The 21803-nt window shown below is 67.1% G+C and carries 22 protein-coding genes and 1 tRNA gene; 18 read left to right on the top strand and 5 right to left on the bottom strand.

Annotated elements, in window-relative coordinates; all coding sequences use genetic code 11:
* Positions 1–935 precede the first annotated feature (935 nt).
* Positions 936–1712, bottom strand: a complete 777-nt coding sequence (locus MQV74_RS05930) for a hypothetical protein (RefSeq protein WP_242714967.1) — start codon at positions 1710–1712, stop codon at positions 936–938.
* A 372-nt stretch (positions 1713–2084) separates the two neighbouring features.
* On the opposite strand from MQV74_RS05930, the gene MQV74_RS05925 reads away from it, so the two are divergent.
* Positions 2085–2594, top strand: coding sequence for an AfsR/SARP family transcriptional regulator (locus tag MQV74_RS05925; protein ID WP_242714966.1), 510 nt, complete (start codon positions 2085–2087; stop codon positions 2592–2594).
* Between the two features lie 248 nt (positions 2595–2842).
* Here MQV74_RS05925 and MQV74_RS05920 read toward each other — a convergent pair whose 3' ends face one another.
* Positions 2843–3175 (bottom strand): ASCH domain-containing protein, encoded by a 333-nt coding sequence (locus MQV74_RS05920; protein ID WP_242714965.1) that lies wholly within the window; start codon positions 3173–3175, stop codon positions 2843–2845.
* A gap of 11 nt (positions 3176–3186) precedes the next feature.
* Positions 3187–4641, bottom strand: a complete 1455-nt coding sequence (locus tag MQV74_RS05915) for a tetratricopeptide repeat protein (RefSeq protein WP_242714964.1) — start codon at positions 4639–4641, stop codon at positions 3187–3189.
* 463 nt (positions 4642–5104) lie between these two features.
* Between MQV74_RS05915 and MQV74_RS05910 the strand changes: the two genes are divergently transcribed.
* From MQV74_RS05910 to MQV74_RS05830, 17 genes are all read left to right on the top strand, one after another.
* The gene (locus MQV74_RS05910; RefSeq protein WP_242714963.1) at positions 5105–5953 is read left to right on the top strand and encodes an aspartyl/asparaginyl beta-hydroxylase domain-containing protein; all 849 of its coding nucleotides are present in this window, start codon (positions 5105–5107) and stop codon (positions 5951–5953) included.
* Positions 5954–5999: 46 nt separating this feature from the next.
* Complete coding sequence (locus MQV74_RS05905; protein ID WP_242714962.1) at positions 6000–6902, top strand: nucleotidyltransferase domain-containing protein; 903 nt, start codon at positions 6000–6002, stop codon at positions 6900–6902.
* Positions 6899–7471, top strand: coding sequence for an LOG family protein (locus MQV74_RS05900; protein WP_242714961.1), 573 nt, complete (start codon positions 6899–6901; stop codon positions 7469–7471). Before MQV74_RS05905 ends, MQV74_RS05900 begins: the two co-directional genes overlap by 4 nt.
* Positions 7468–8016: an orotate phosphoribosyltransferase gene (locus MQV74_RS05895; RefSeq protein WP_242714960.1), complete on the top strand. Its 549-nt coding sequence runs from the start codon at positions 7468–7470 to the stop codon at positions 8014–8016. The genes MQV74_RS05900 and MQV74_RS05895 overlap by 4 nt, the downstream gene beginning before the upstream one ends.
* Positions 8013–8690, top strand: coding sequence for an HAD family hydrolase (locus tag MQV74_RS05890; protein WP_242714959.1), 678 nt, complete (start codon positions 8013–8015; stop codon positions 8688–8690). The genes MQV74_RS05895 and MQV74_RS05890 overlap by 4 nt, the downstream gene beginning before the upstream one ends.
* Before the next feature lie 237 nt (positions 8691–8927).
* On the top strand, positions 8928–11585 hold the full coding sequence (alaS, locus tag MQV74_RS05885; RefSeq protein ID WP_242714958.1) for an alanine--tRNA ligase: 2658 nt from the start codon (positions 8928–8930) through the stop codon (positions 11583–11585).
* Between the two features lie 515 nt (positions 11586–12100).
* The gene (locus tag MQV74_RS05880) at positions 12101–12904 is read left to right on the top strand and encodes a hypothetical protein (RefSeq protein WP_242714957.1); all 804 of its coding nucleotides are present in this window, start codon (positions 12101–12103) and stop codon (positions 12902–12904) included.
* Positions 12905–13322: 418 nt separating this feature from the next.
* Positions 13323–13727: a hypothetical protein gene (locus tag MQV74_RS05875; protein WP_242714956.1), complete on the top strand. Its 405-nt coding sequence runs from the start codon at positions 13323–13325 to the stop codon at positions 13725–13727.
* A gap of 175 nt (positions 13728–13902) precedes the next feature.
* Positions 13903–14253, top strand: coding sequence for a hypothetical protein (locus tag MQV74_RS05870; protein WP_242714955.1), 351 nt, complete (start codon positions 13903–13905; stop codon positions 14251–14253).
* Positions 14254–14255: 2 nt separating this feature from the next.
* Complete coding sequence (locus MQV74_RS05865; protein ID WP_242714954.1) at positions 14256–14636, top strand: hypothetical protein; 381 nt, start codon at positions 14256–14258, stop codon at positions 14634–14636.
* A 120-nt stretch (positions 14637–14756) separates the two neighbouring features.
* The gene (locus MQV74_RS05860) at positions 14757–15032 is read left to right on the top strand and encodes a hypothetical protein (protein ID WP_242714953.1); all 276 of its coding nucleotides are present in this window, start codon (positions 14757–14759) and stop codon (positions 15030–15032) included.
* A gap of 164 nt (positions 15033–15196) precedes the next feature.
* Entirely contained in the window at positions 15197–15895 is a 699-nt protein-coding gene (locus MQV74_RS05855; protein ID WP_242714952.1) for a DUF7178 family protein, read from the top strand.
* Between the two features lie 170 nt (positions 15896–16065).
* On the top strand, positions 16066–16608 hold the full coding sequence (locus MQV74_RS05850; protein WP_242714951.1) for a hypothetical protein: 543 nt from the start codon (positions 16066–16068) through the stop codon (positions 16606–16608).
* Positions 16609–16785: 177 nt separating this feature from the next.
* Positions 16786–16860, top strand: a tRNA-Ile gene (locus MQV74_RS05845).
* Positions 16861–17213: 353 nt separating this feature from the next.
* Entirely contained in the window at positions 17214–18176 is a 963-nt protein-coding gene (locus MQV74_RS05840; protein ID WP_278194495.1) for a DUF932 domain-containing protein, read from the top strand.
* 226 nt (positions 18177–18402) lie between these two features.
* The gene (locus tag MQV74_RS05835) at positions 18403–19083 is read left to right on the top strand and encodes a hypothetical protein (protein ID WP_242714950.1); all 681 of its coding nucleotides are present in this window, start codon (positions 18403–18405) and stop codon (positions 19081–19083) included.
* Positions 19084–19428: 345 nt separating this feature from the next.
* Positions 19429–19677, top strand: a complete 249-nt coding sequence (locus MQV74_RS05830; RefSeq protein ID WP_242714949.1) for a hypothetical protein — start codon at positions 19429–19431, stop codon at positions 19675–19677.
* A gap of 103 nt (positions 19678–19780) precedes the next feature.
* On the opposite strand, the gene MQV74_RS05825 is transcribed toward MQV74_RS05830, so the two are convergent.
* Positions 19781–20665, bottom strand: coding sequence for a C40 family peptidase (locus MQV74_RS05825; RefSeq protein ID WP_242714948.1), 885 nt, complete (start codon positions 20663–20665; stop codon positions 19781–19783).
* A gap of 55 nt (positions 20666–20720) precedes the next feature.
* Complete coding sequence (locus MQV74_RS05820; protein WP_242714947.1) at positions 20721–21767, bottom strand: replication-relaxation family protein; 1047 nt, start codon at positions 21765–21767, stop codon at positions 20721–20723.
* Positions 21768–21803: the final 36 nt, after the last annotated feature.

Below are 21803 nucleotides of genomic sequence, written 5' to 3'. Positions count from 1 at the left end.
GAGGTATCCCCTGGGGCCTGGTTCAGTACGTGGGCTGGCCTCTGCCGACTCACGTACCCACCGGCGAGGAGATCGCGGCCGTACTCACCGCCCCTATGAGCGCGCCACTTCTGCTGAAGACGCTGGCGAGCCTCCTCTGGGCGACGTGGGCCCGCTTCGTCGCAGACGCCCTGCGTACGGGGGGCGAAGCCGCCTGGACAATCACCTGGTCCCCCCGTCGACCGGTTAGGGGGCCCCTGCACGGGATGACGGCGGCGTTGGTCGGAGCCGTCGTCCTGGCACTCCTGCCCTACAGGGGCCCGCAGCTCGCGGCCGCGTCACCGCAGCGCCTGGCGACCATCAGCATGTCCATCGACGACGTGCGCACGGAGGCCCTGACGGCCGACTCCCGTGAAGGCCAGGGCCCGTACGAGGGTGGGAGGAAGGCCGTAGTCCGCCCACCACTCGATGGCGTGCACGACAGCCTCTGGCGCATCGCTGAACGCCACCTGGGAGACGGCAACCGATGGCCGGAGATATACGCCCTGAATCGGGGCCACCGTCAGCCGGACGGACGCTCACTCACCCACCCCGGCCTCGTTCAGCCCGGGTGGGTCCTTCGCCTCCCTCACGCTCCGGCCGACCCGGACGAGGGCCGTCATCCGCCTGCGGAGCGTCCGAAGTCCTCGCCCCCGCCGAATCCGGACGACGAGTCGTCGGCACCCCCGCCGCACGAAAGCCCCGCGCCCCCTCCGCACCGCCCGCCCGCCCATGAGAATGACGGTGAAGAAGCCCCTCCCAGCTCCTTCAACCTGCCCGGTGGCGCGTTCGTCGGAGCCGGACTGGCGGTGGCAGTAGCCGCCGCTGCGGTCGTCGTCCGTCGGCGCCGGAGGATCCGCTACCGTCCAGGCAGCGGCGAGCGGCGCGACGTGCACCTCGCACCGGTCGTACGCGCCCTACGGGCGGCAAGCACACAGGTGCCGGACCAGGATGAAGCGGATGACATCTACCGCGCCACCGTGCCGTCTGCCGACGATGGCGAGAACGACGGCCACGCGACGGACCCTTGGCAGCACCTCACCGAGGAACGAGATCTCCGCATCATCGCCGTGAAGGAAGGCCAGGCCCTCGCCTGGGACCTGGCCCGCAGCCGTGGCCTGGGGCTTATCGGTCCAGGTGCTCCCGACGCCGCCCGCGCGCTGCTGATCGGTCTTCTGTCCGCGCAGCACACGGCAGATCAGCGCGGAGCGGAACTCGTCATCCCGATGCGAGACGCCCAGTGGCTCCTCCAGGCAGGGGGCGCGGGTCGGTTCCCACAGTTGCACATCGCGGCGGACATGGACGAAGCGCTTCAGATGATCGAGGCTGAACTCGTCGCACGCACGCGCCTGGACGACCATGCCGGTCCCGGCGCTGAGTGCCCGAGCGAGCTGGTGCTCCTCGCGACACCCGCGTCCGCGGAGCAGCGCCGCCTGCAAGCGGCCCTGGACAATGGGTCGGCGGTCGGGGTGTGCGGAATCCTCCTCGGCCAGTGGCCGGCTGGAGCGACGCTTGGTGTCGGAGCCGATGGAGGAGTCGCATCTGCCAGTCCGCCCTACGAGGACACCTTCACCGGCGCACGGCTCTTCACACTGCCCGCCGCCGACGCGCGTGCCCTCTTTGGTCTTCTCGCCGAAGCAGCGCCAACTCATCCTGCGGTCGCGAACCATGGGTCGGCAGAGGTCGCCGAACACCCCTTCTCGCCTGAGTCAGCGAGTGCGGAAGCACAGCTCAAGCGGTTCCCAGGACCACCTGAACCAGCGTCCTCGGCTCCAGCTCAGCCCCGTGAGCTGCGGCCTCTGCGACTCGTCGTACTCGGACACGTACGCATCACCTACCAGCCACCAGGGCCTCCGTGCAGCGTGGAGGTCACCCATGCGTTGGCACCAAAACAGAGAGAAGTGCTCGCCTACCTCGCCCTGCACCAAGACGGGGCACGGCGCGAGTCGCTGACAGCGACTATCTGGCCTGACGCACCTCCTGAGCGTCCGTACAACAGCCTTCACGCGACCTTGAGCCAGCTGCGTCGAGCAATTCGCCTGGCCACGCACGACGAGGTCGCTGACATGACGGAGTACACCGGCACGCACTATGCGCTCGCCTGCGATGAAGTCGCGGTAGACCTCTGGGAGTTCGAGCGTGCGCTGCGGACGGCGCGTGAGGCCGGCTCGAGTGAAGGCGCACGAGAGGAGAACCTGCGCCGGGCGACGGGCCTCTACGTTGGAGAATTCGCGGCGGAGCTCGCGGCGGAGTGGCTGGAGGCGCCACGGGAGGCCTTGCGGCGGGACTACTTGGACGCTGTGAGTGCGCTGGTGCAGCTGAGGAGCGGCGTCGACCCCCGCGAGGCGCTCGACCTCCTTGAACAGGCCCGTGAACTGGACCCGTACAACGAGGCCATCTATCGAGACATTGCGCGGATGCAAGCGCGGCTCGGATTCACCGACGCCGTCTCGCGCACCTTCGACCTTCTCCGGCGAGCGTTGGCAGAGCTGGGCGAGTCGCCGAGCCGAAGCACGACCGACTGGTATGAAACGCTCAAGTCCGGGCGGTTCGAGGAACGCAGGCATGAGGAGTGAGAGGACACGCTCCAGTCGTCCTTTGCGAAGGAAATTGCGGCCTGTGCGTCTGCTTCGGTGTTTTGGGCGCTCACGAAGGCACCGAGTTCGGCTGTCGCGCTGTTCACCGCGTTGAGCATTTCGTCCTGCTCGTCGTGTGCCTCGAACATACAACCCACGATGAATCGGACGGGACGGCTCCGTCACAGCCGCCGCCGCACGTACCAGCCGTGCTACGCACGGGAACTGCACGACCCGCCAAACACGCCTCAGACAGGGGTCAGGTGGAAGGCGAAGACCCCGAGGGCTTCCTTCTCAGGTGGGTAGATGCCGCGGATCGCGGTGACGAGCTGGTCGTGCGTCATGTCCGGACCGCCGATCGCGGTTGCCTCCTCCGTCTCCAGCAGCGCCTGAAAGGACTCGTACTCCTTCACCTCGGCGACGCGGGTAGTCAGCGTGTCGTCGCCACTGCTGACCCGCAGGATGTCCCCGGCATTGATCTTGCGGATCTTGGGGTAGCCGACGCGGACCTCGATGGTCTTGGCGCCACTTGCGATGAGGTTGAAGTAGGGCTTGCGGATGTTGAGCGTGTGCTCGGCCAACGGGGTCTCCTTCACGCTCCAGTTGTTGCTGTGGGTAGGGCGGGGCGGGCAGCCGCGTCCAGGGCTGTCAGCCGTTCGCGCAGGCCCTGGACCGCGGCCTGGCGGGGATAGCGGCGAGCCAGAAGAGCGGTGAGGTCTCCGGCTCGGCTGCGGACGGAGTCGACGACCCGGGCCGAGTCCATGGCCTGGTGCCCGAGGGCGACGGCGTCGTCGGGGGCGCCGAGCTGGGCATGTGCAAGGGCCAGGTCGATGCGGGCGATCGCTTCGCGGCTGGGAGACCGGGAGGCTTCGGGCGCCGACTCGTAGGCCCGCAGGGCGCGTTCGGCGTGGGTGCGGGCTTGTTCGGCCTGGCCCAGCCAGATGAACGAGGTCGCCGGGTAGGAGGTGAGGGCGTAGTCGGCGAGTGGGGCGGTGTTCAATCCGAAGCGGCGGGACGGGCGGGGCGGCAAGGTCCGATATGCCTCCTCGGCGGCGTGGAAGGCTGCGGTGAAGCCTTCGGCGTCGCCGTCGGCTGCGGCAGCGCGGGCAGCCTGGGCGTGGAGGCGCACGGTCAGCGGATGCCGGGCGGGCGCTTCACTGAGGCCTTGGAGGGCCGCTTCGCGGGCTTTGACGGGACGTTGTTCATAGAGATTGATCGACGCGGCGGCGTCCATCGCCCACGCGCACAGCTGACCATGTCCGGCCTGCTGGCCCTGGACGAACGCGTCGGTGGCGAACGCGAGGCCGGTGCCTGCGTTTCCGAGGTCGTGGGCGAGCCACGCCAGGAGTTCGGAGAGCCACCCGGCGAACGCCCGCAGATCGCGTTCCTGGCGGTGGGTGTGGTCGTCCTTGAGGAACCGGTCGACCTTGCGCCGGTAGTCCAGCACGGCCTTGAATACCTTATCCGGGGGCTTGAGGGAGTACGCGCGGTTGAACTCGGTGACCGCGAGGTCGAGGTGGTCCAGGGTGCCGGAGCCGAGCGAAGTCGCCTCGGCCTGCCGGGTGAACTCCATGGCCTCGGCCGCTGCAGTCTCCAGGATCTGAGCTGCGGTGGCCGGGGCCGTGAGGGCCAGCCCGGTGAGCTTGACCGCGTCGCGACGCTTCGTTGCCGTCACCTCCACCCCGACGTTCGGGCCGACTCCGCCAGCACCTGCCTGCCCTGCCGGGAGTGTCGCACCCGCGCTGCTTTCGCTCCAAAGTGGATCAGAACCCGGCGGCGAGTAGTCGCGCGCGAAGCCCAGTGAGACAGGGTGAGTGCTGAACAGACGGCACAGCAGGTCCTGATAGTCAGGGCTGGGCGGGCGGTCGGCTTCCCAGTCCTTCCACGAGCGGTCGGAAAGACCTACCTCCGGCAGGCCTGCGTCGCGGACGAGCTGATGGGCGGCGGCCACAGCCTGGGCGACGGTCCAGCCCGCGGCCAGGCGGTGGCACTTGAGCGGGTGGTGACCGCAGTGGGCGCGGATCTCAGCTGCGATCTGAGTGACCAAGAGGGGCGGGACGGGACCGTGAGCTCCGGCTCCGCCCAGCGCGCGTTCACGCAGGGCCCGTCCGCAGGAGACATCGTGGACCGGCTCTGGACGCCGGGCTGTCGCCACTCTCATGGGATGCCTCCCAACGGCGTGCGGACGGCGCCGAGGCGCACCGCCGACGCTGACTGAAGATTGTTTGCCTATACCGCCAGAACGTCAAACCCTGCGATAGGGAGGCCTGCCCGCCCTCTATGGGCGGCGCGACCGCCCATAGAGGGCGGGGACCTCTCACTACCAGCGAGAACGGCGTCGGCCCACTCTGGTGACGGCGACACGTCCGGCCGACGAACCCTCGTCGACATCGGTTGGCTCCTCCGACGGCGAACCCGGGCATCCGGCCGGACGCGTCGCGCCTCTGCCCCGTCCACTACCGCCCCAGCCCGTCCTGGCTGCTCTGGGGCGTGAGTCCGAGAGGGACGTCATGGATGACGACGAAGTCCGGCCTCTGCACTCCTTGTCCGGGCAGGTCGCCCAACTGCACCGGCTCGACGCCTCGTTGGTCGAGCGGCTGCGACACGAGGCCCTGACCGCACCTGCTCCCTGGAAGAGCGCCTACGGTGAGTACCAGTCCGGCGGCTGGTGGACCACGTCGCTGATGAACGCCACGGGCGACGCCGCTGATGTGACGATCGGCGACTGCACCGCCCGCCCCACCGACCTGCTGGCCCAGATGCCCACCGCAGCCGCTTTGCTGGCCGACCTCGGCCTCTCGTACATGTGGGTGCGGCTCGCGCGCCTTGAGGCGAACGCGTTCCTCTGGGAACACCGCGACTACGACGAGCTCGACCAAGTCGAACGGCACCGCCTGCACATCCCGCTGCACACCAATTCCTCCGCGTTCCTGGTCACCGGTGGCACCAAGATCCACATGGCCGGAGGACGGATCTGGCGGCTCACCCCGACGTTCCCGCACGGGGTCTGCAACCTGCTCGGCCCGGACCGCATCCACCTGATCGCAGACGTCTACGCCGACGACGCCTATCAGCATCTGGCGCATCGCTCACAGACGCATCCAGCCTCGGTTGAGCCGCTGCCACCGGCCTCCCGGGCCGAGCTGGCGGAGAGGCTCGCCGCAGCCCGCTGTCTCGCGGACCTCGGCTACGTGGACGCGGCCGAACAACTGCTGCTGCGGCTGTTCTACGCCGTGGCCATGCCGGAGGGCACCGGCTACGACCTGATTGCCGACCTGCACACCGCGCTCGGCGACGCCGAGGCCGCCACCCGGTGGAAGGCCGCGAAAGACAAACTCCTGGCTCGCACTGCGCGCTGAACCCGTTCCCTCTGTCCTGCGCCCCCCAGCCTGGAAGGGACTGCTCATGCCCACCGCTCTGCCCATGCCGCCGGCGCCCGCTGAACTGCAACTGGCGGCCCTCGCCGCGGTGAACCGGCCCCGGCAGCTGCCGCTGCTGACCCGTATCGCCGAACTCCTCGCCACCTCCCCGAAAGTGCAGCACCTGATCGTCCGCGGGTCGCTCGCCTCAGGCACCGCCGACCGGCTCTCGGACGTGGACTTCCTCGTGGGCGTCCACGACGGCGCGCTGCCCGCGTTCGCCGCATCCCTGGACGACCTCATGGCGGTCGCGGCTGGCGCTTTGTTGCCCGGCTGGCGCGACAGCATCGTCGCGGACCTGGGCGGCATCGGGTTCGTCTACCTCGTCCAGCACGAGGGCAAGATGCAGCAGGTCGATCTCTACCTGGCTCCCGCGTCCCAGATCCCTCAGATTCGCCGAAAGGTCGCCGGGAAGGTGCTGCTGGAGAGGCCGTTGGGTACCCTCACCGCCTCTCAGGCAGATGCGGCACGGGCCTGTATCGCCGAGCACATCCGGCGCCCTCGGACGTGCAGCGAACTGCTGATCGAACACCTGGTGCTGGCGGTGCTCCTGCACAAGCGGATCCAGCGTGGACAGCGTTTCATCGCCTACGCCGAGTGGCACCTGCTGCACACTGCCACGAAGGACCTGATCAAGACCGCCCTCGTCCCCAGCTCGGGGTTCTGGGGCTGGTATCAGCTACGCGAGGAGCTCGCTCTCACCCCGATCGGCCGCGCCTGCCTGGCCGACCTGGACGCGGCGATCACCTCCACGGCTGTCCCCACGACGGCTGACGTCGAAGCGGCCCTGGACCGGGTGCTGGCGCTGACCGAACGGGCCTGCCCAAACGCGCTGGACGGTCTCGCGGACGCCGTCACCGCTTACCGCACCTACCTGGAGCTGCCATGACCACGAGAGGCAAGAACGGGATCGCGGTGTTCCTCGGCGGCGTCGTCCCTCCGTCCGAGGCGGAAGAGCGTATGGCTGAGCAGGTCGGTGGACTGCTGGCGGCGGCCGGGCTCTCTCTCCTGCACGGGGGCTACAACGGCCTGATGGAGGACGTGGCGCGCGGCGCCGCCGCCAAGGGCGGTATCATCGCCGCCCTGACACTGGCGGGCAAACGAGCGGAGTGGGGCGAGTTCAACAAGCACGTGACCGAGGCGACCTACCTCAAGACGCTCGGCGCCCGGCTCGATCACTACTTCGAGCACGCGGACGTAGTTGTCGCGATGGGCGGTGGAGTCGGCACCCTGCACGAGTTGGCCGCCGCCCTCTACTACGGAGGCAACATCCGGCCGATCCCCGTATGGATCACCGGACCGACCGCGCTGAACCTGCTGTCGTTCCTGCGGCAGGAGATGTGGCTGTTCGAGTCGCCCACCAGGCCGCTGGACTTCATCAGCGAGATCCCGACCGCGACGGACTTCGCCAGCGTCCTGTCCAGGTTCCTGACCGGCACGGACGGAGGTGAGGCATGACCGGCACAGCGACCGGACACCTTGCGGTCCGGCTTGCCGAGACCGCCTGCGTCAATGGACCGTTCGAGCTGCCGGACGGGAGAGTGCTGGACTCGTACTTCGACGAGTACCAGATGGCCGCCGACCCGCATCTTCTGCACGACATCGCCGCCACCATGGCCACCCTCATTCCGAGCGACGTCGAGGTACTTGCCGGTATCGAGCTCGGTGGGGTTCCCCTCGTCGTCACCCTGTCCGCGGTGACCGGGCTTCCGGCCGCGTTCCTGCGGCGGCTGCCCAAGCGATACGGCTCCAAGAGGCAAGTCGAAGGACCGGCGGTTGAGGGACAGCGGGTCGCCCTGGTCGATGACGTGGTCCGCTCCGGCGAGCAGATGCTGGCCATGGCCCGGATGCTGAGGGTCGCCGGTGCCCCGGTCAGCGACGCGCTCTGCGTCCTTGAGCGGCCACTGGGCGGCAGGCTGTTGCTGGACGAGCACGGCATCACCCTGCGCCCGCTGCTGACCGAGGCCGACTTGCTCGCCGGAACATCGAGGGCCGCCTCGTGACGGGGGCGGTGTTGTTCGACCTGGACGGGGTGTTGCTGGACAGCAAGCCTGCGATGCTCGCCACCCTCGCTGGTGTCGCCACCGCCGCCCTCGGGCGCAGGATCACGGTCGCGGACCTGCCGCCCGATGCGGTGACGACGCCGAGAGTCGAGGTGCTGTCCGCGCTCGGCGTCACCGAGCCGGACGAACTCTGTGAGATCTGGTGGGACGTCGCGCTGGCCACCGCCGCCGGCACCCGGCTCTGTCCGGGTGTCCTGGAAGGGCTGGCAGGCCTGAAGGCCGTGGGGGCGGCCACCGGTCTCGTCACGCTGCAGACGCGCAGTCGGCTGCCCTGGCTGCTCCCCCCAGCGGCCCTGCAGCTGCTGGACACGACGGTCTGCCGGGAGGACGCGGAGCCCAAGCCTGCCCCGGATGGGATCTTCCTGGCCCTGGACCGGCTCGCCGCCGCCCCGCACGATGCCCTGTTCGTCGGCGACACCCTCACTGACCGCACGGCCGCGATCAGGGCCGGAGTCGCCTTCGCCGGGGCTGGATGGGGGTACGCCGGAGGGGACGCACTCGCGGCGACCGGCTGTCCGGTGATCTTGTCCAGGCCGTCCGAGATCGGCCCCGGCCTGCTCGGCCTGGTCGCGGCATCACAGGGACGCCACCAGGTGTCGACCCCCGCACGCTAAGCGATCTTGGCAGTGGATTCGCTACAGTCGGTGCTGCGACGGACTGCCCTGAAGAGGGGTACGGACCGTCGCAGCACTGATGTGATCAACGGATCTGGAGTCAAGGTGCGGCCCATGGGGGCGCGAGCTATCTGCGTCGAGCTGGAGAACTGAGAACCCTTCTCAGTCCTAGTTCTCGGCCCGGCTCGGCGTGTTCATCCCCCATCTCCCACGACTCCTCCGTGAGGCCATGCCGTCATGCGCTCGACGCAGATCCGCTCTCTGTTCACTGACTTCTTCACCTCCCGCGGCCACCACCGGGTACCATCCAGCCCACTGATCCCGGACGACCCCACTCTGCTGCTGGCCAACGCCGGGATGAACCAGTTCAAGCCCTACTTCCTTGGCGAGACCGAGCCCGTCTTCCCCCGCGCGACCAGCATCCAGAAGTGCGCGCGGACCTCCGACATCGACAACGTCGGCCGGACCAACCGGCATGCGACGTTCTTCGAGATGATGGGCAACTTCTCCTTCGGCGACTACTTCAAGGAAGACGCCATCGCCTTCGCCTGGGAGCTCCTCACCGAGGTCTACCAGCTGGAGAAGGACAAGCTCTGGATCACCGTCTTCGAGGACGACGACGAGGCCGAGCACATCTGGCGCCGCATCGGCGTCCCCGCGAGCCGCATCCAGCGGCTCGGCATGGAGGACAACTACTGGTCCATGGGCGTGCCCGGCCCCTGCGGACCCTGCTCGGAAGTCAACTACGACCGCGGTCCCGCCTTCGGCAAGGAAGGCGGCCCCGCCATCGACGGCGAACGCTACGTCGAGATCTGGAACCTGGTCTTCATGCAGTCCCTGCGCGGCGAGAGCGACAAGAGGGGCAATTTCCCGGTCCTCGGCGAGCTCGGCCGTAAGGGAGTCGACACCGGACTGGGCCTGGACCGGCTCGCCGCGATCCTCCAGGGTGCCCAGAACGTCTGCACCACGGACCTTCTGCTGCCTACGTTCCACACCGTCCAGGACCTCGCCGGACGGGCCTGCCCCGCGGAGGGCGAGGAAAAGGTGTCCTTCCAGGTCGTCACCGAGCACGCCCGATCGATCGCTTTCCTCATCGCCGACGGTGTACTGCCCGCGAAGGACGGCCGGGGCTATGTCCTGCGGCGGCTGATGCGCCGCGCGGTCCGTCACGCCCGCCTCCTCGGGATCGACGGGCAGGTTCTCCCGGCCACTTCTGCCTCCGTGATCAGTAACCTCGGGGCGGTCTGGCCGGAGCTGTCCGCGCAGGCCAGCCTGATCGAGCAGGTCGTCGCCGCCGAGGAGGAGTCCTTCACTCGCACTCTCACCCAGGGCACCCGGCTGTTGGACGCTGCGACCATCCGCACTCGCGAGGCCCGGTCGGCCGCGTTGTCCGGGGAGACTGCGTTCGAGCTCGCCGACACTTATGGCTTTCCCCTTGAGCTGACGGTCGAGGCGGCTCGCGAGGCCGGGCTGACAGTCGATGAGGACCGGTTCGCAACGCTGCTGGAGGAGCAGAAGAAGCGGGCGAAGAGCGGCGGCAAGGCCAAAACCACCGAGGCCCTGCGCAAGATGGACACCTACCGCGAGCTGGCCGCCAGGCTGCACAGGACCGAGTTCCTCGGCTACGAGCGCTTGACCGCCGAGGCCACCGTCACGGGACTCATCAGCAACGGCACGGTCGTCCCGTTCGCTGCCGCGGGCGCCGACGTTGAGCTTGTGCTGGACCGGTCACCGTTCTATGCCGAGGCCGGCGGACAGATCGGTGACACAGGCGCCCTCCGCTTCCCCGACGGGACTCTGCTGGAGATCACCGACACTCGCTACGGCCTGGAAGGTTTCCGGGTCCACTCCGCTCGCGTCGTCAAAGGGGAGCTGACCACCGGCGCTGTGGGGGAGGCTGTTGTAGATGCCGTGCGGCGGGCCGGGCTGATGCGGTCGCACTCGGCCACCCACATCCTGCATGCTGTCGTCATGGCCACCCTCGGCGGCCACGCCCGACAGCAGGGCTCCCTCGTCGAACCCGACCGACTCCGCTTCGACTTCGCCCACTTCACCGCCCTCTCTCCCGACCAGCTCACTGAGATTGAAAACGCCGTCAACAGCCACGTCCTCGACGACCCGGAAGTGCGGGCCTGGCACGCCGACCGTGCTGAGGCTGAGGCCGCAGGCGCCATCGCGCTGTTCGGAGAGAAGTATGCCGAGAGGGTTCGGATCGTCGACATCGGCGACTTTTCCCGCGAGCTCTGCGGCGGCACCCACGTATCTCACGGCTCCCAGGTCGGCATGTTCCGTCTGCTGACGGAGTCGTCCATCGGCTCGAACCTCCGCCGTGTCGAAGCCTTCACTGGCCAAGGCACCCTCACTCACCTGGACATCGAGCGGCGGCTGTTGGACGAACTCGCTCATCTCCTCGGCGTCCGCCCTGCCGACGCGCCAGGCGCCCTGCGCAGGCGCTTGGATGCCCTCGCCGCCGCCCAGCAGCAACTGACCCGGGTGCGGGCCGTCGAACTGGGACAGCAGGCAGGGCAGCTTGCTGCCCAGGTCCAGCCGACCGGTCGCGGGCAACTGGTCGTCCAGCGCGTCCCCGGCGTCACCCCGGCTGAACTCCGCAGTCTCGCTGCCGGCACCCTCGCGAGTCTTGGGCACGGCCCGGCGGTCGTGGTTCTCGGCAGCGAGCACGGCGGCAAGGCTCTTCTCGCTGCTGCGCTTTCGGACGAGCTTCACGAGGCCGGGATCCAGGCGAGCCAGGTCCTCACCGCAGCGGCCCGTATGGTCGGCGGTGGCTCCGGAGGCCGTGGCCCCCTTGCCAGCGCTGGTGGACGCCGCCCCCAGGTCCTCGATGAGGCCTTGAATCTCGCTGGCCGCGAAGGCGCTCGCTTGCTCGGTATGCACTGACCGGTGTTTCGCGTGGGCCCGCCCGACCGGCGGGTCCACGCGCCGAGCGGCTCGTGGGTGCGATCAGGGGTTCCTCTCCCTTCACCGATCCATCTGCCTATGTGGCTTCCCATTAGAGAGGAAACCTCACTTAAGCTCTGAGTCGCTGGCCACCGACCACTGGAACTCTTCCAGCGCAGCCTGCAACTGAGCCCCCGTTGGGGGTTGTTGCAGTCGGGGGTGCAGAACCTTTTTGGGAATTTCACTGGTTGAGCGATGGAATGACGGAAGCACTCCTGCTCTCTTTTCCGTCTCGCCTTTCATGCCCTTTACTGGATCTGGCAATTCCAATCTCTGCTTCTTTGGCAATCGTGGCAAGGTGGCGGCCCATATCGCCGTTTATGTATTACTGAATGGGTGCCCTGAGTCAATTCGAAAAATCCCTCAAGGCCTCTTGCTTTAATGGGGTTTTGCGGGAGAATTGAATTGCGAGGCGTAGCGCATAAGGCGCGCGTCACGGACGATCGGAGACGATCGTGCTCAATTCAATCGGCCGCCAGGCGGGAGGCGCCACGGCGGAAGACATGAAGCGCGTGACATCGGAGGATTTCGCTGACCTTCAGAGGATTGCGCGCGGGTACTGTCGCACTGTCGACTCCACGCGTTCGCGCAAGCGCATGGACGGGAGTGCGAGTGTCCTTCGGAACGGCATCGCGCTGTATGGTACGGATGACGTGAGTGACGACGTCACGCAGGACGCGGTGCTGATGTTTGCGAAGCGCCTGGCGAAAATCATTGCCACATGCGATGTCTCGGCCCTCTGGGTAGAAAGCCGCGAGCCCTCCGCGTGGCAGTACGTTCGAAGGGATGGCGAAACCATCGTCGTCACGCGCTCAACGCTCCACTATTGGGCGGTAAGGGACGCTGCCGCGCGTAATGGATACCGGCTCGACGTCAAGCCCGGAGACGCCGAGGTCACACCGGGTAAACAGGTTACGCGTGGGATACCTCACGCGGACAAGCTGTCCACGCTCGCGGTGGCGCCCTACCTGGCGGGCGCCAGTGAAGCGATATTCCGCTCCGCATGGGGCGACGGCGGGGAGTATCCCGTGCTGGGTCAGGTGCTCCGGCACGCGAGTGCCGCCGACGATCTGGGGCGGGCCGGTGTGATGGGCAAGACGGCGCAAGGGCTGTATGGGGGGCCGCTCAACTCGTCGTCCAAAGTGCAACGCGCGCGGGACGCGGCCGCCAGGGAATGGCGTGCGTTATCCGCTGCGCTTGATGCTGCGCGAAATGAGCTGATCTACCGCAGTGCTCAGCCTCAAAGGCGGGATCAGTAGCAAGGGGTGTAGGAGGGGCATGGTCCACATGGTCCATGCCCCTCATGGTTTTTCAATGAGGGTGCTCGGCTCAATTCGAGAGATCTGTTCAGAATATCCTTCAAGGTCGGTAAACGGGCTCCTCTGGGATCCGTATCTTGATGAGAGTGTAAAAGTGGGCACCGTGCAGAAGTGATTGACCTGCTTCCCACTCTTTTAGTGCCCTCAAAGGTTCCTCGGATAAAAATCCCACTGATCGGTAACCGGTCGGCTTTGGGCGACGTATATAAGTGAGAGGGGGTCGTGGCGCATGGAGGTGAAATTTTCCGTGCGGCCGCAGAGTGAACTCTGGGTGAGCCCCACTTCAGTGCGCGTCGAGCACCTGTGCTGACTGGGGGTGCTTATGCCGAGGCACCCATGACCCCTTGGAGGGGGATTCATGGAAATTGCAAGCGCGATCAAGCTAGTTGACGATGTGATCTACAAGCCTGGCTGGGAGTTCGTCGCTCGTGATCACTCGCATCGGTACGAGGGAACCATTGTCGTCCGGGTTTACTATCCAGCTCGCAACAGCAATCGGGAGCAAGCGGGCGCGGGTTACCCGCACAAGATCACGGCGCATCCAGAATTCCCGCTGGTGATCAGGGACTGCACCGACGAGGACCTGTACGCCGCTCTGCTACAGGTGATCATGCAGATCGAAGAGCACGAGGCGAGGGAGTTCCTCCGCGTCCGGCCGACCGGATGGGCTCCGTTCCATCCGCACCGAGTGACTGGCATGGAGCGCTGGGCCGCTCGCACGGGAAAGGGGCCGCTGGTCGACCTTCAGTTCGGCGTCGTGTGACCAGTAAGTCGCGTGACCAGTAATCGGACATGGTGCCCTCCCAGCTTGGTGAGGGCGACCGCTGTATGAGGGCCGCAAGTGTCACCAAAGGGACGCCGTCCGTAGCTGTCGCGTTCTGAACGACGACTGACGCCAGGCGGCCCTCACAGTCACCGTCGTGGAGAGGAATGGACCCATGAGGAAGCTTGCCACGCGCTCATGGGCAGTGCGAGAGGCGCTGGCCCGGCACGAACCGTTTGACACCTACGGTGCGTTCCGCGCAGTTGGAGGGTACTGCCTCCCATTCGGCACCCGGCTTCCGCCGGAGTGGCGTGAGCGTTACCGCGCCGACGGAGAAGAGATCACGTACACCGTCCTGAGCTACCGCACCCCGATCGCGTGGGTGCTGCGTTCCGGCGAGACCGTGATCCCGGACGTCAAGTACTCACTGACCACTACGGGGCATCAAGGGCTGCTGTGCGCCCTCACCTCGCCCGTCCGTGTGCTGTTCTGGGGTGACCATCCCAGCTGGGTGGAGGCCGCGTGATCATGAGTTACGCAATCGAGGTCTCCCGGGTTGTCGTGAGCTACCGGACGGATATAGGGGCCGATGGCGGGGCGTGGATGGACGGAGAGTGCCGCATCATCGAGCGGCCGCTCACCACCCACGAGACGTTCGACGAGGGCGACGCCGAACTGTGGGCGAACGACTTGATCGCCTGGGCCGTCGACAAAGTCGACGAAACCGGGGTGATCGAACCGTCGACGTACCCCCTCGGAGACGCCGTGCCCGAGCACGGCTGGCTCAGCGGCCGGTACGAGGACCCGTACGAAGGCGACAGCAAGGTCACCGAGACGTCTGTCCGGCTCGTCGGTGACTGGTCACCGCGGCAGCGGGCGGAGGTGTTCCGCACGGTGAGCCGTCTGTGACGGCTGAGTACTCCCGCACTCCCTCACTTCCCCCCCCCGGAGGGAGTGCGGGGCCATGCCGGAGGCGTCAGGTCGGAGCGCTCCGCAGATTCGCATCATCCGAGAGAAACGGACGAGACCATGAGTACCCAGGACACAGACACCACTGAGGAAATGATCAAGGCGGTCATCGTGCTGTCGGTCGCCGAAGTGGTGACATCCCGCTTTCCCGTGACAGTCGAGGCGCCTGCCGCTGTCGCGGCGCGCGGTCCGGAAGCGCTGGCGGAGTACATCGCCACGAACAAGGGTGTACAGCTTGGCGAGATGCCCGTCGAGGAGGAGAGGCGTGTCTTCGTGAGCTTGAGCGGGCGCGACGTCAGCGGTGTGACGTCTCCGGCGCAGGGCGAGAAAGCCTGATTCGGCGATTCATCGTCCGCCTTGCCGCGGGTTATCGCGGTCACAACCGCACGTCGAGCCGATTTGCGGTCGGTGTCGGGAAATCGATATCGGCCGCATCGCCATTTCCTGCGCCTGCACTCCAAGTCCCGTCTGCAACCAGCCAGTCTGGAGGGAGGCACGTCATGATTGCTGTCAACGCGTCAACGGAGGGGCACGAGAGGTACATCGGCAACATCATCACCGTATGGCGGTCTGCCACGGAAGAGCAGCTGCTGCGGGGGCGTAGCTGGTATCGCACTGCCCACGAGATGGCTTCGCTGATCGCCGGCGGAGACGTGCGCGCCGGCGCCGGGGTGGTCGCCGCACTGTCCGCGAACACGTCCTGGCCGGAGACCCTCCGACTGGCCCGCCGCGCGTTCGAGACCGGTGTGCCGTCCGGACACCTTCCGGACGCCCTGGCGAAGGCCACAAGCATCATGTCCGGGAGGGACCCGAGACACGTACTGCCGCTGGAGCGGAAGACAGGTCAGTTCTTCCGTTGCATCTTCGATCCGGACGATCCCGACGCGGTAGTGATCGACCGCCACGCCCACGACGTCGCGGTGGGCGAGACTTACGGCAAGCGCGACCGGGGCTTGGGGAGCGCCCGCCGCTATGCGTTGCTGGCGCGCTGCTATCGGGAGGCCGCGGTGAGGCTTGGTGAGCTTCCCAGCACGGTGCAGGCTGTCACGTGGGTCGTTCACACCGACCGAGCCAGAAGCGCAGAGGTGCTTGGCCACCGAGGGCAGTCCTCTCGACCCCAGCGAACCGTGCCTGAGGTAGTGACGGGCGACGCATCGGTTCTGCACTGCGCCGCTCACCGGGTTCTGGTCACCCGGTGACGCGCGCGGGTTCGAGGAGATCGGTAATCGAGACCTTTTCCGTCCCGTATATCTATGTCCCATGCTCGAGGTGTGCGCTTGACGTGCGCTGAATATCTCAATCTCCCGGGCCCTTCGGGTCTCTCACCGTCTCTTCCCCGAGGGGCCCGGGGCTCAACGTGGAGGGATTCATGAGTACCCGTGGGTTCCTAGGGTTCGTGGTTGACGGGAAGGAAAAGATTTCGTACAACCAACACGACAGCCAGCCTCACGGCCTCGGAACCGTCGTTATGGAATGGGCCTACCGCGCCAACAAGAAGTCAGCGAAGGAGGCGGCACGGTCCTTGCGGGTCGTGACTGATGACGACGTGCCGACCGCCAAGGAGATCGAGCATCTGAAACCGTACACGGATGATGTTCCGCATGACGGTGAAGGCGGGCCGATGTGGGACGAGTTGTTGTGGAAGATACAGGGAGATCCGTCGGCCATTCTGGACTCTGGGTACCTTGCGGATGCCTCAGGGTTCGCCGGGCACTTCGCTGAGTGGGGCTATCTGGTGAATTTTGATACGCGTGAGCTGGAGGTCTATCGGGGGCATCAACTTGTGCCCCACCGCGATGGTCGGTTCTCTCGACGCACATCGGCTCACGAGGGTCACTTTCCTGTGAGGCTGGTCGGGACGTTCCCACTCGACGAGCCGGATTACGAAGCGCTCCGAGCGCTGGAGTCCTGAGCCGCGCGCCTGCGAGCCGGTTCTCGGTCAGGCCTCAAAGGGGGCTCGGTGAGAACGAGTATCAGCTCTCGGGACCTTCACTTCGATTCCCAGGCCAGCAGCCGGGTCCTTGTCCCCACCGTCCGGCTGCTCAGGGCCGTGCCCCGCTCGTCGAGCGGGGCACGGCCCGCCCCTTTCGGCTGCGTAGCTCAGCTGGCAGAGCGCCGGTCTTATAAACCGTTGAGGTCGCGGGTTCGAATCCCGCCGCAGTCACCCGCCGGTTAGGGAGTCTTGTTCGGGCACAGTTCGCTGCTGTGTCTCCCCGAGGCTTTGACGACCGCGTACCCACAGTTGACCTAGGTACGGGTGAACGAGAACGACCCGCATCGACCTTTCGACCCCAAGGGGAGGAATCCGCATGTCCATTGATATCAATGAAGCATTCGCTGTGGAACGCGCGCACCAGTTGGAAGCCGCGCGAGATTGGGAGAAGGAGCTTCAGGATCGGCTCGTGGCCGGATCGGTGCGGCGGCTACCGGACGGCCGTTACCGCGTCCTGAAGGGCTGGGACGCCGGAGAGACGCGTTCCCCAACACGGTCTCGACCTTTCCCGTGGGCAGGCTGCTCTGTACACCTCTGTCCCGGCCTGGCACCAGGTCGGGAACGTCATCCCTGGCGGTACCAGCGACATCGACGTGGTCCTGGAGCTCGGAGGTCTCGACTACCGTGTCGAGACCGTCCCGGCGATGTACAACTGGAACGGTGAAATGCGCGTGGATGAGGGGCAGTTCCACACCGTCCGCTCCGACACGGGTGCCGCCCTGGGCGTGGTTGGCAAAGCGTATGAAGTCGTTCAGAATCGCCACGCTTTCGAGTTCCTTCAGGAATTGGTCAACGACTCGAACGCGATGTGGGAATCGGCCGGAGCCTTGCGTGGCGGGAAGAGGGTCTTCGTCGCCATGCGCCTGCCTCGCCACGTGACCGTCGACGTCGAAGGCATCGGTGACAAGATCGTTCCTTTCATCGTGGTGATCAACAGCCATGATGGCCGCTGGCCCTACGAGGTCGTCGCTACCCCTTGGCGCCCTGTCTGCGGGAACACGGAGCGCCTAGCCGTACGGGACGCCTACACCCGCTGGACCGTGCGCCACACCCGCGGTGCGACCAGCCGGATCCAGGAGGCCCGCCGCACCCTCCAGCTCTCGATTCGGTACTACGACCAGTGGGCTGACGAAGAGACCGCGCTGGCTCGCACCGACCTCGCGATCAACGAGTTCAACGAGCTGGTCGACGCCCTGTGGCCGCTCGAGGAGACTGCCACCGCCAAGACCCGACGGGCCTTCAACTCCCGCCGGGACCGGCTCCACGGCCTGTTCGAGGACGAAGCCGGGCGGACAGGGCGGACCGCCTACGCGGCAGAGCGCGCCGTCACTGAGTATGTGGACCACTTCGCGCCGATCCGTCCCAGCGCCGCCTCAGGCCTGAAGGGCAACAAGCCGGCCGCCCGGGGGCTGCGCCTACTGGAAGGCGTAGACGACGAACTGAAGTCTCGGGCGCACCGGAGGCTGATGTTGCTGCGCCAGCCGTAGCGCCCCCGGCTCATGGCGTTGTGGCGGACAGCGGTTCGCTTTAGTACAAAGGGTTGCACCCCCCTGGGGAACGTGTCGTGGCGTTGCGCGCTCCTCCATGTGCCTTCGCTGCAACCGGTGTATCGCGTCTGGTCGTGCAGGCACCCGTAGATTCCCCGTCGACTGGGCGAGATGAGTACTCTGGGGTTGCCCAGCCTTTTCGGTATGGCGAGGAGGGACTTGAGCCATGAGCGAACTCCTGGCTGGCATCGGCGGGCTGGTCGCGGGGGTGGTTGCTGCTGGAGCTCTGGTGCAAACGTGGAGCTCCAGCCCGCGTTTCCGGAAGCCTGAGCTGCATACGGTAGAAGTCACCCACTCGAACTGGGCGGTCCCGTCCTTGCCGGTCGACTTCTCAGGTGCGCCATCGATCGATGCCGGTATTGATGCTGTGGATGAGTGGTTGTTTGCTCAAGGTGGAGCACCTGTCAGTTGGTACATCCGGACAGTGCTGTTCGTTGGAAACGCCCACTCTCTCATCATCACTGGGGTACGTCCCGAAGCGCGCTGTAATGAGGGTTTGTTGATGCGGTCCAGTGTGATCACCCAGCTCGGAGGTAACGGATACCTGCGGCGCCGGGCGTACATCACGACCACGGCCGGAGGCCCAACGGTCAAACTCTTCGACGACGAGAATCATGAGCTCGCGAGCCTCGGACTGAATCTCAACAAGGGTGACGCGCTGGAGTTCACCTTCTGTATCGAAGGCGCGGCTCCGGGCGCAATGCACCAGGTTTCGCTCACGCTGAACCTGCTCGTCAACGGCAGAGCGAAATCGCTGCCAGTGGCCGACGGACGGACATTCAAGATTGCTACGGCGCTGCCGGGTGGTGAGCCCAGCACCTACCCCGGAGCCAATTTGATGTACTGACGCCCCCTCGCCGCACCGGTATCACCATGATGTGTCTGTGATCTGAGCCGCGTTGCTGAACGGACCGCCCGTGACGCGGACAGGGTCGGCCGCCACCGCGTTTGTGGGGAGGCAACACCATCGGCGTGGAGCAGCCTGAGCACGGCCCCTCGGGGGAGTCCACCACCTCCGGTGGGAAGTGGCCGTGACGACCCTGCGCGGGGCGGTCGGTGCGGCTAGCCTCGTCTGTGAGTACCTGCCGGACCAGGCCGCGGTACGGGCGACGGCGGCCTAGGCAGCTGACCCTGCTAATGGCGGTCCCGTGCTTCTTGGTTCGGGAGGCAGCCCAGCCTGGAGGCGCGAGCTGTGGACATCGATCTGAGCAAGGCGCGGGAGACCGTGCGAGAGCTCCTGGAGCGTCTGGAGGCGCTCGACGGAGCGGAGCCGGATGCCGCGCCCACGCGCTTCGGCCAGCGCGAGCGCAGTGAGATGAGCCGCAGCCTGCAGTACATGGCGCATCTCGGGAACCGGGCCGCCGTGGAGATCATGGACGTCTTCTGTGCCTACAGAGAGTGGGACCAACCGGGCAGACGGGACGACTCGGCAGGGACATGATCTGTCCGGTGCGCCCCGGCACGGGCTCGCCATCCGTGATTGGGATAGTCCGGCGATCATCGCGCTGCGGGGCGCCCGAGTTTTGGTGATCTCCCGACTGTAATCATTCGGCGGGTCTCGTCGCTCCGACGTAGCGGTCACCCCCGTAGCGGTACGGCGAGATCTGGATTGGTGCGCCCCTCCGGGGGGCGTGGATCATCTGGCCGCCGCCGATGTACAGGCCGACGTGCCCGATGCGGCCGATGGAGCCGTAGAACACCAGGTCTCCGGGTTCGAGCCGCCGTCCCTTGATTACGTGAGGCCCCCTCGCGAACTGCTGCTCGGCGGTGCGGGGCAGGGTGAGGCCCGCTGCCGCGTACGCGGCCTTCGTGAGGCCTGAACAGTCGAAACCGGGGTCACCGGCGGTCGGGCCGTCACCGCCCCAGATGTAGGGGAGGCCTAGCTGGCCCCGGGCGTAGTCGATCGCCTGCGCAGCTGCCGTGCCGGGGGCAGGGCCGGACGGTCTGTTGCTCCGGTAGGTGTGTGCCTGCTGCAGGACTTGCGCCACGTACCAACTTGCGCGGTTGTACGTGAACACCGCTCGGTGGAGGTGCCGCCCGCCCCGGGCTCCGGAGTCGCAGAGGTAGGCCGCGGCCGAGTGGATCGCGTCGTGCGGGTTGTACGGAGAGGGCGGCCTCGCACCGCCCGGCGGTGGTGGGTGCCGTGCCACGACCTGGCGGAACGTGGGCGTGAGGAACTGCATGGGCCCGCGGGCGCCCGCGGGGTTGGCGCCGCTGTGGACGCCGGGCAGCGAACTGCGGCCGTGGTCGGTTTCGATCTTGCCGATGGCGGCGAGCACGGACCAGTCCAGGCCGGGACATGTTGTCGCGGCTTGGCGGTAGAGGCCGAGGTAGCCAGCCGGTATGTCGGAGAGCGCGGTGGCACTGAGCCGGCTTGCGTCCCCGGTGAATGAGGAGAGCAGGCTGGTGGCTCCCGCGGCGGCGGCCACGAGCAGCAGGAGCAGAGCCGTGGCGGCCGCGTAGGCGGCCCTCAGTACGGCCGAGTCACCCGCCCCTCGAGGCGCCGCGGGGCTGGGGAGCTCGCGGTGGCGGAGCGGTCGACAGCAGACCCGTGGCCTCGCCGGTGGAGGTGGTGTTCGCGGGGACCTCCGTGAGTGCTGGAAGGTGCGGCCACGCGGTAGCCAACTCGACAAGGCGGAGCCGCTGTTGGCCAGGGCGAGGCCCCGCATCCATGGGCAGCCAACGTGCCTGTGAGGGGTCCTGTCGTTCCGTATCACTCACGAAGGTCGCGGTGGTCGTGGCGACCGGGACGCGCAGCGGATCGTCGAGTGTGGCGCCTGCTTCGGCGAGGGCTCGGCGTACTCGGGCCTCCCGTTGGGTGGTCGGGGCCCACACGAGGATGGGCGTCGTGATGCCTGTGGTGGACGCGAGCTTGGCGTAGTCGGCCAGCTTGCGGGCGACGCGGTCCGGCGGGCGCTCTGTGCCGCAGTCGTACTCAAGGAACCATTCGAACTCGCCGCTGGGCTCGCGCCAGCGGCCGTACGCGTCGGGACGCACGAGGTCGCCGAAGTGCCGCTGGCAGCGCCCTTCGGACCACCAGGTCGTGAGCCGGCCTCGGGCGTCGGCCTGGCGTGAGCGCGCGACGAGCGCGGTGAAGAAGCCGTTGGCGCCGACGGTGTGGACCAGTTGCAGGGAGTAGGCGATGCCCATCGCCCGCTCGTGCCGGTAGCTCAGATCGCGTGTCTCCAGCCCGTCTTCACGCGCGACGACGAGAGCGCCGGCGACGTCGAGTACGTAGTGCATGGGGGCGGAGCCGTAGGTGATGAAGGGCTGGAAGCGGTCCAGCACGCGCCACTTGTAGAGCTGGAGCAGACGCAGGTTCGCGGCGCGCGTCGACGGCCAGGCGAGGTCCGCGATCTGGCCGGTGGTCAGGACCCGGTGCTCGTACAGCATGCGGGCCAGCCAGCGGTCGCGTGGGGTGAGGCGGTGCGCGAGTCGGGCGAGGTAGTCACCGGTGGTGGCGGTACGGCTGCTCAGGCGCTTGGGGCGGTGGCCGCGCAAGGCGCGTTGCGGCATGGGGTTGGTGGTCACGAGGTTTGCCTCCGTTGCGGTCGAGTACGTGGGCAT

The organism is Streptomyces sp. AN091965 (assembly GCF_022698285.1).
Taxonomy (GTDB): Bacteria; Actinomycetota; Actinomycetes; order Streptomycetales; family Streptomycetaceae; genus Streptomyces.
The sequence above is the reverse complement of the archived record's forward strand: the minus strand, read 5'-3'. Positions and strand labels throughout refer to the sequence as shown.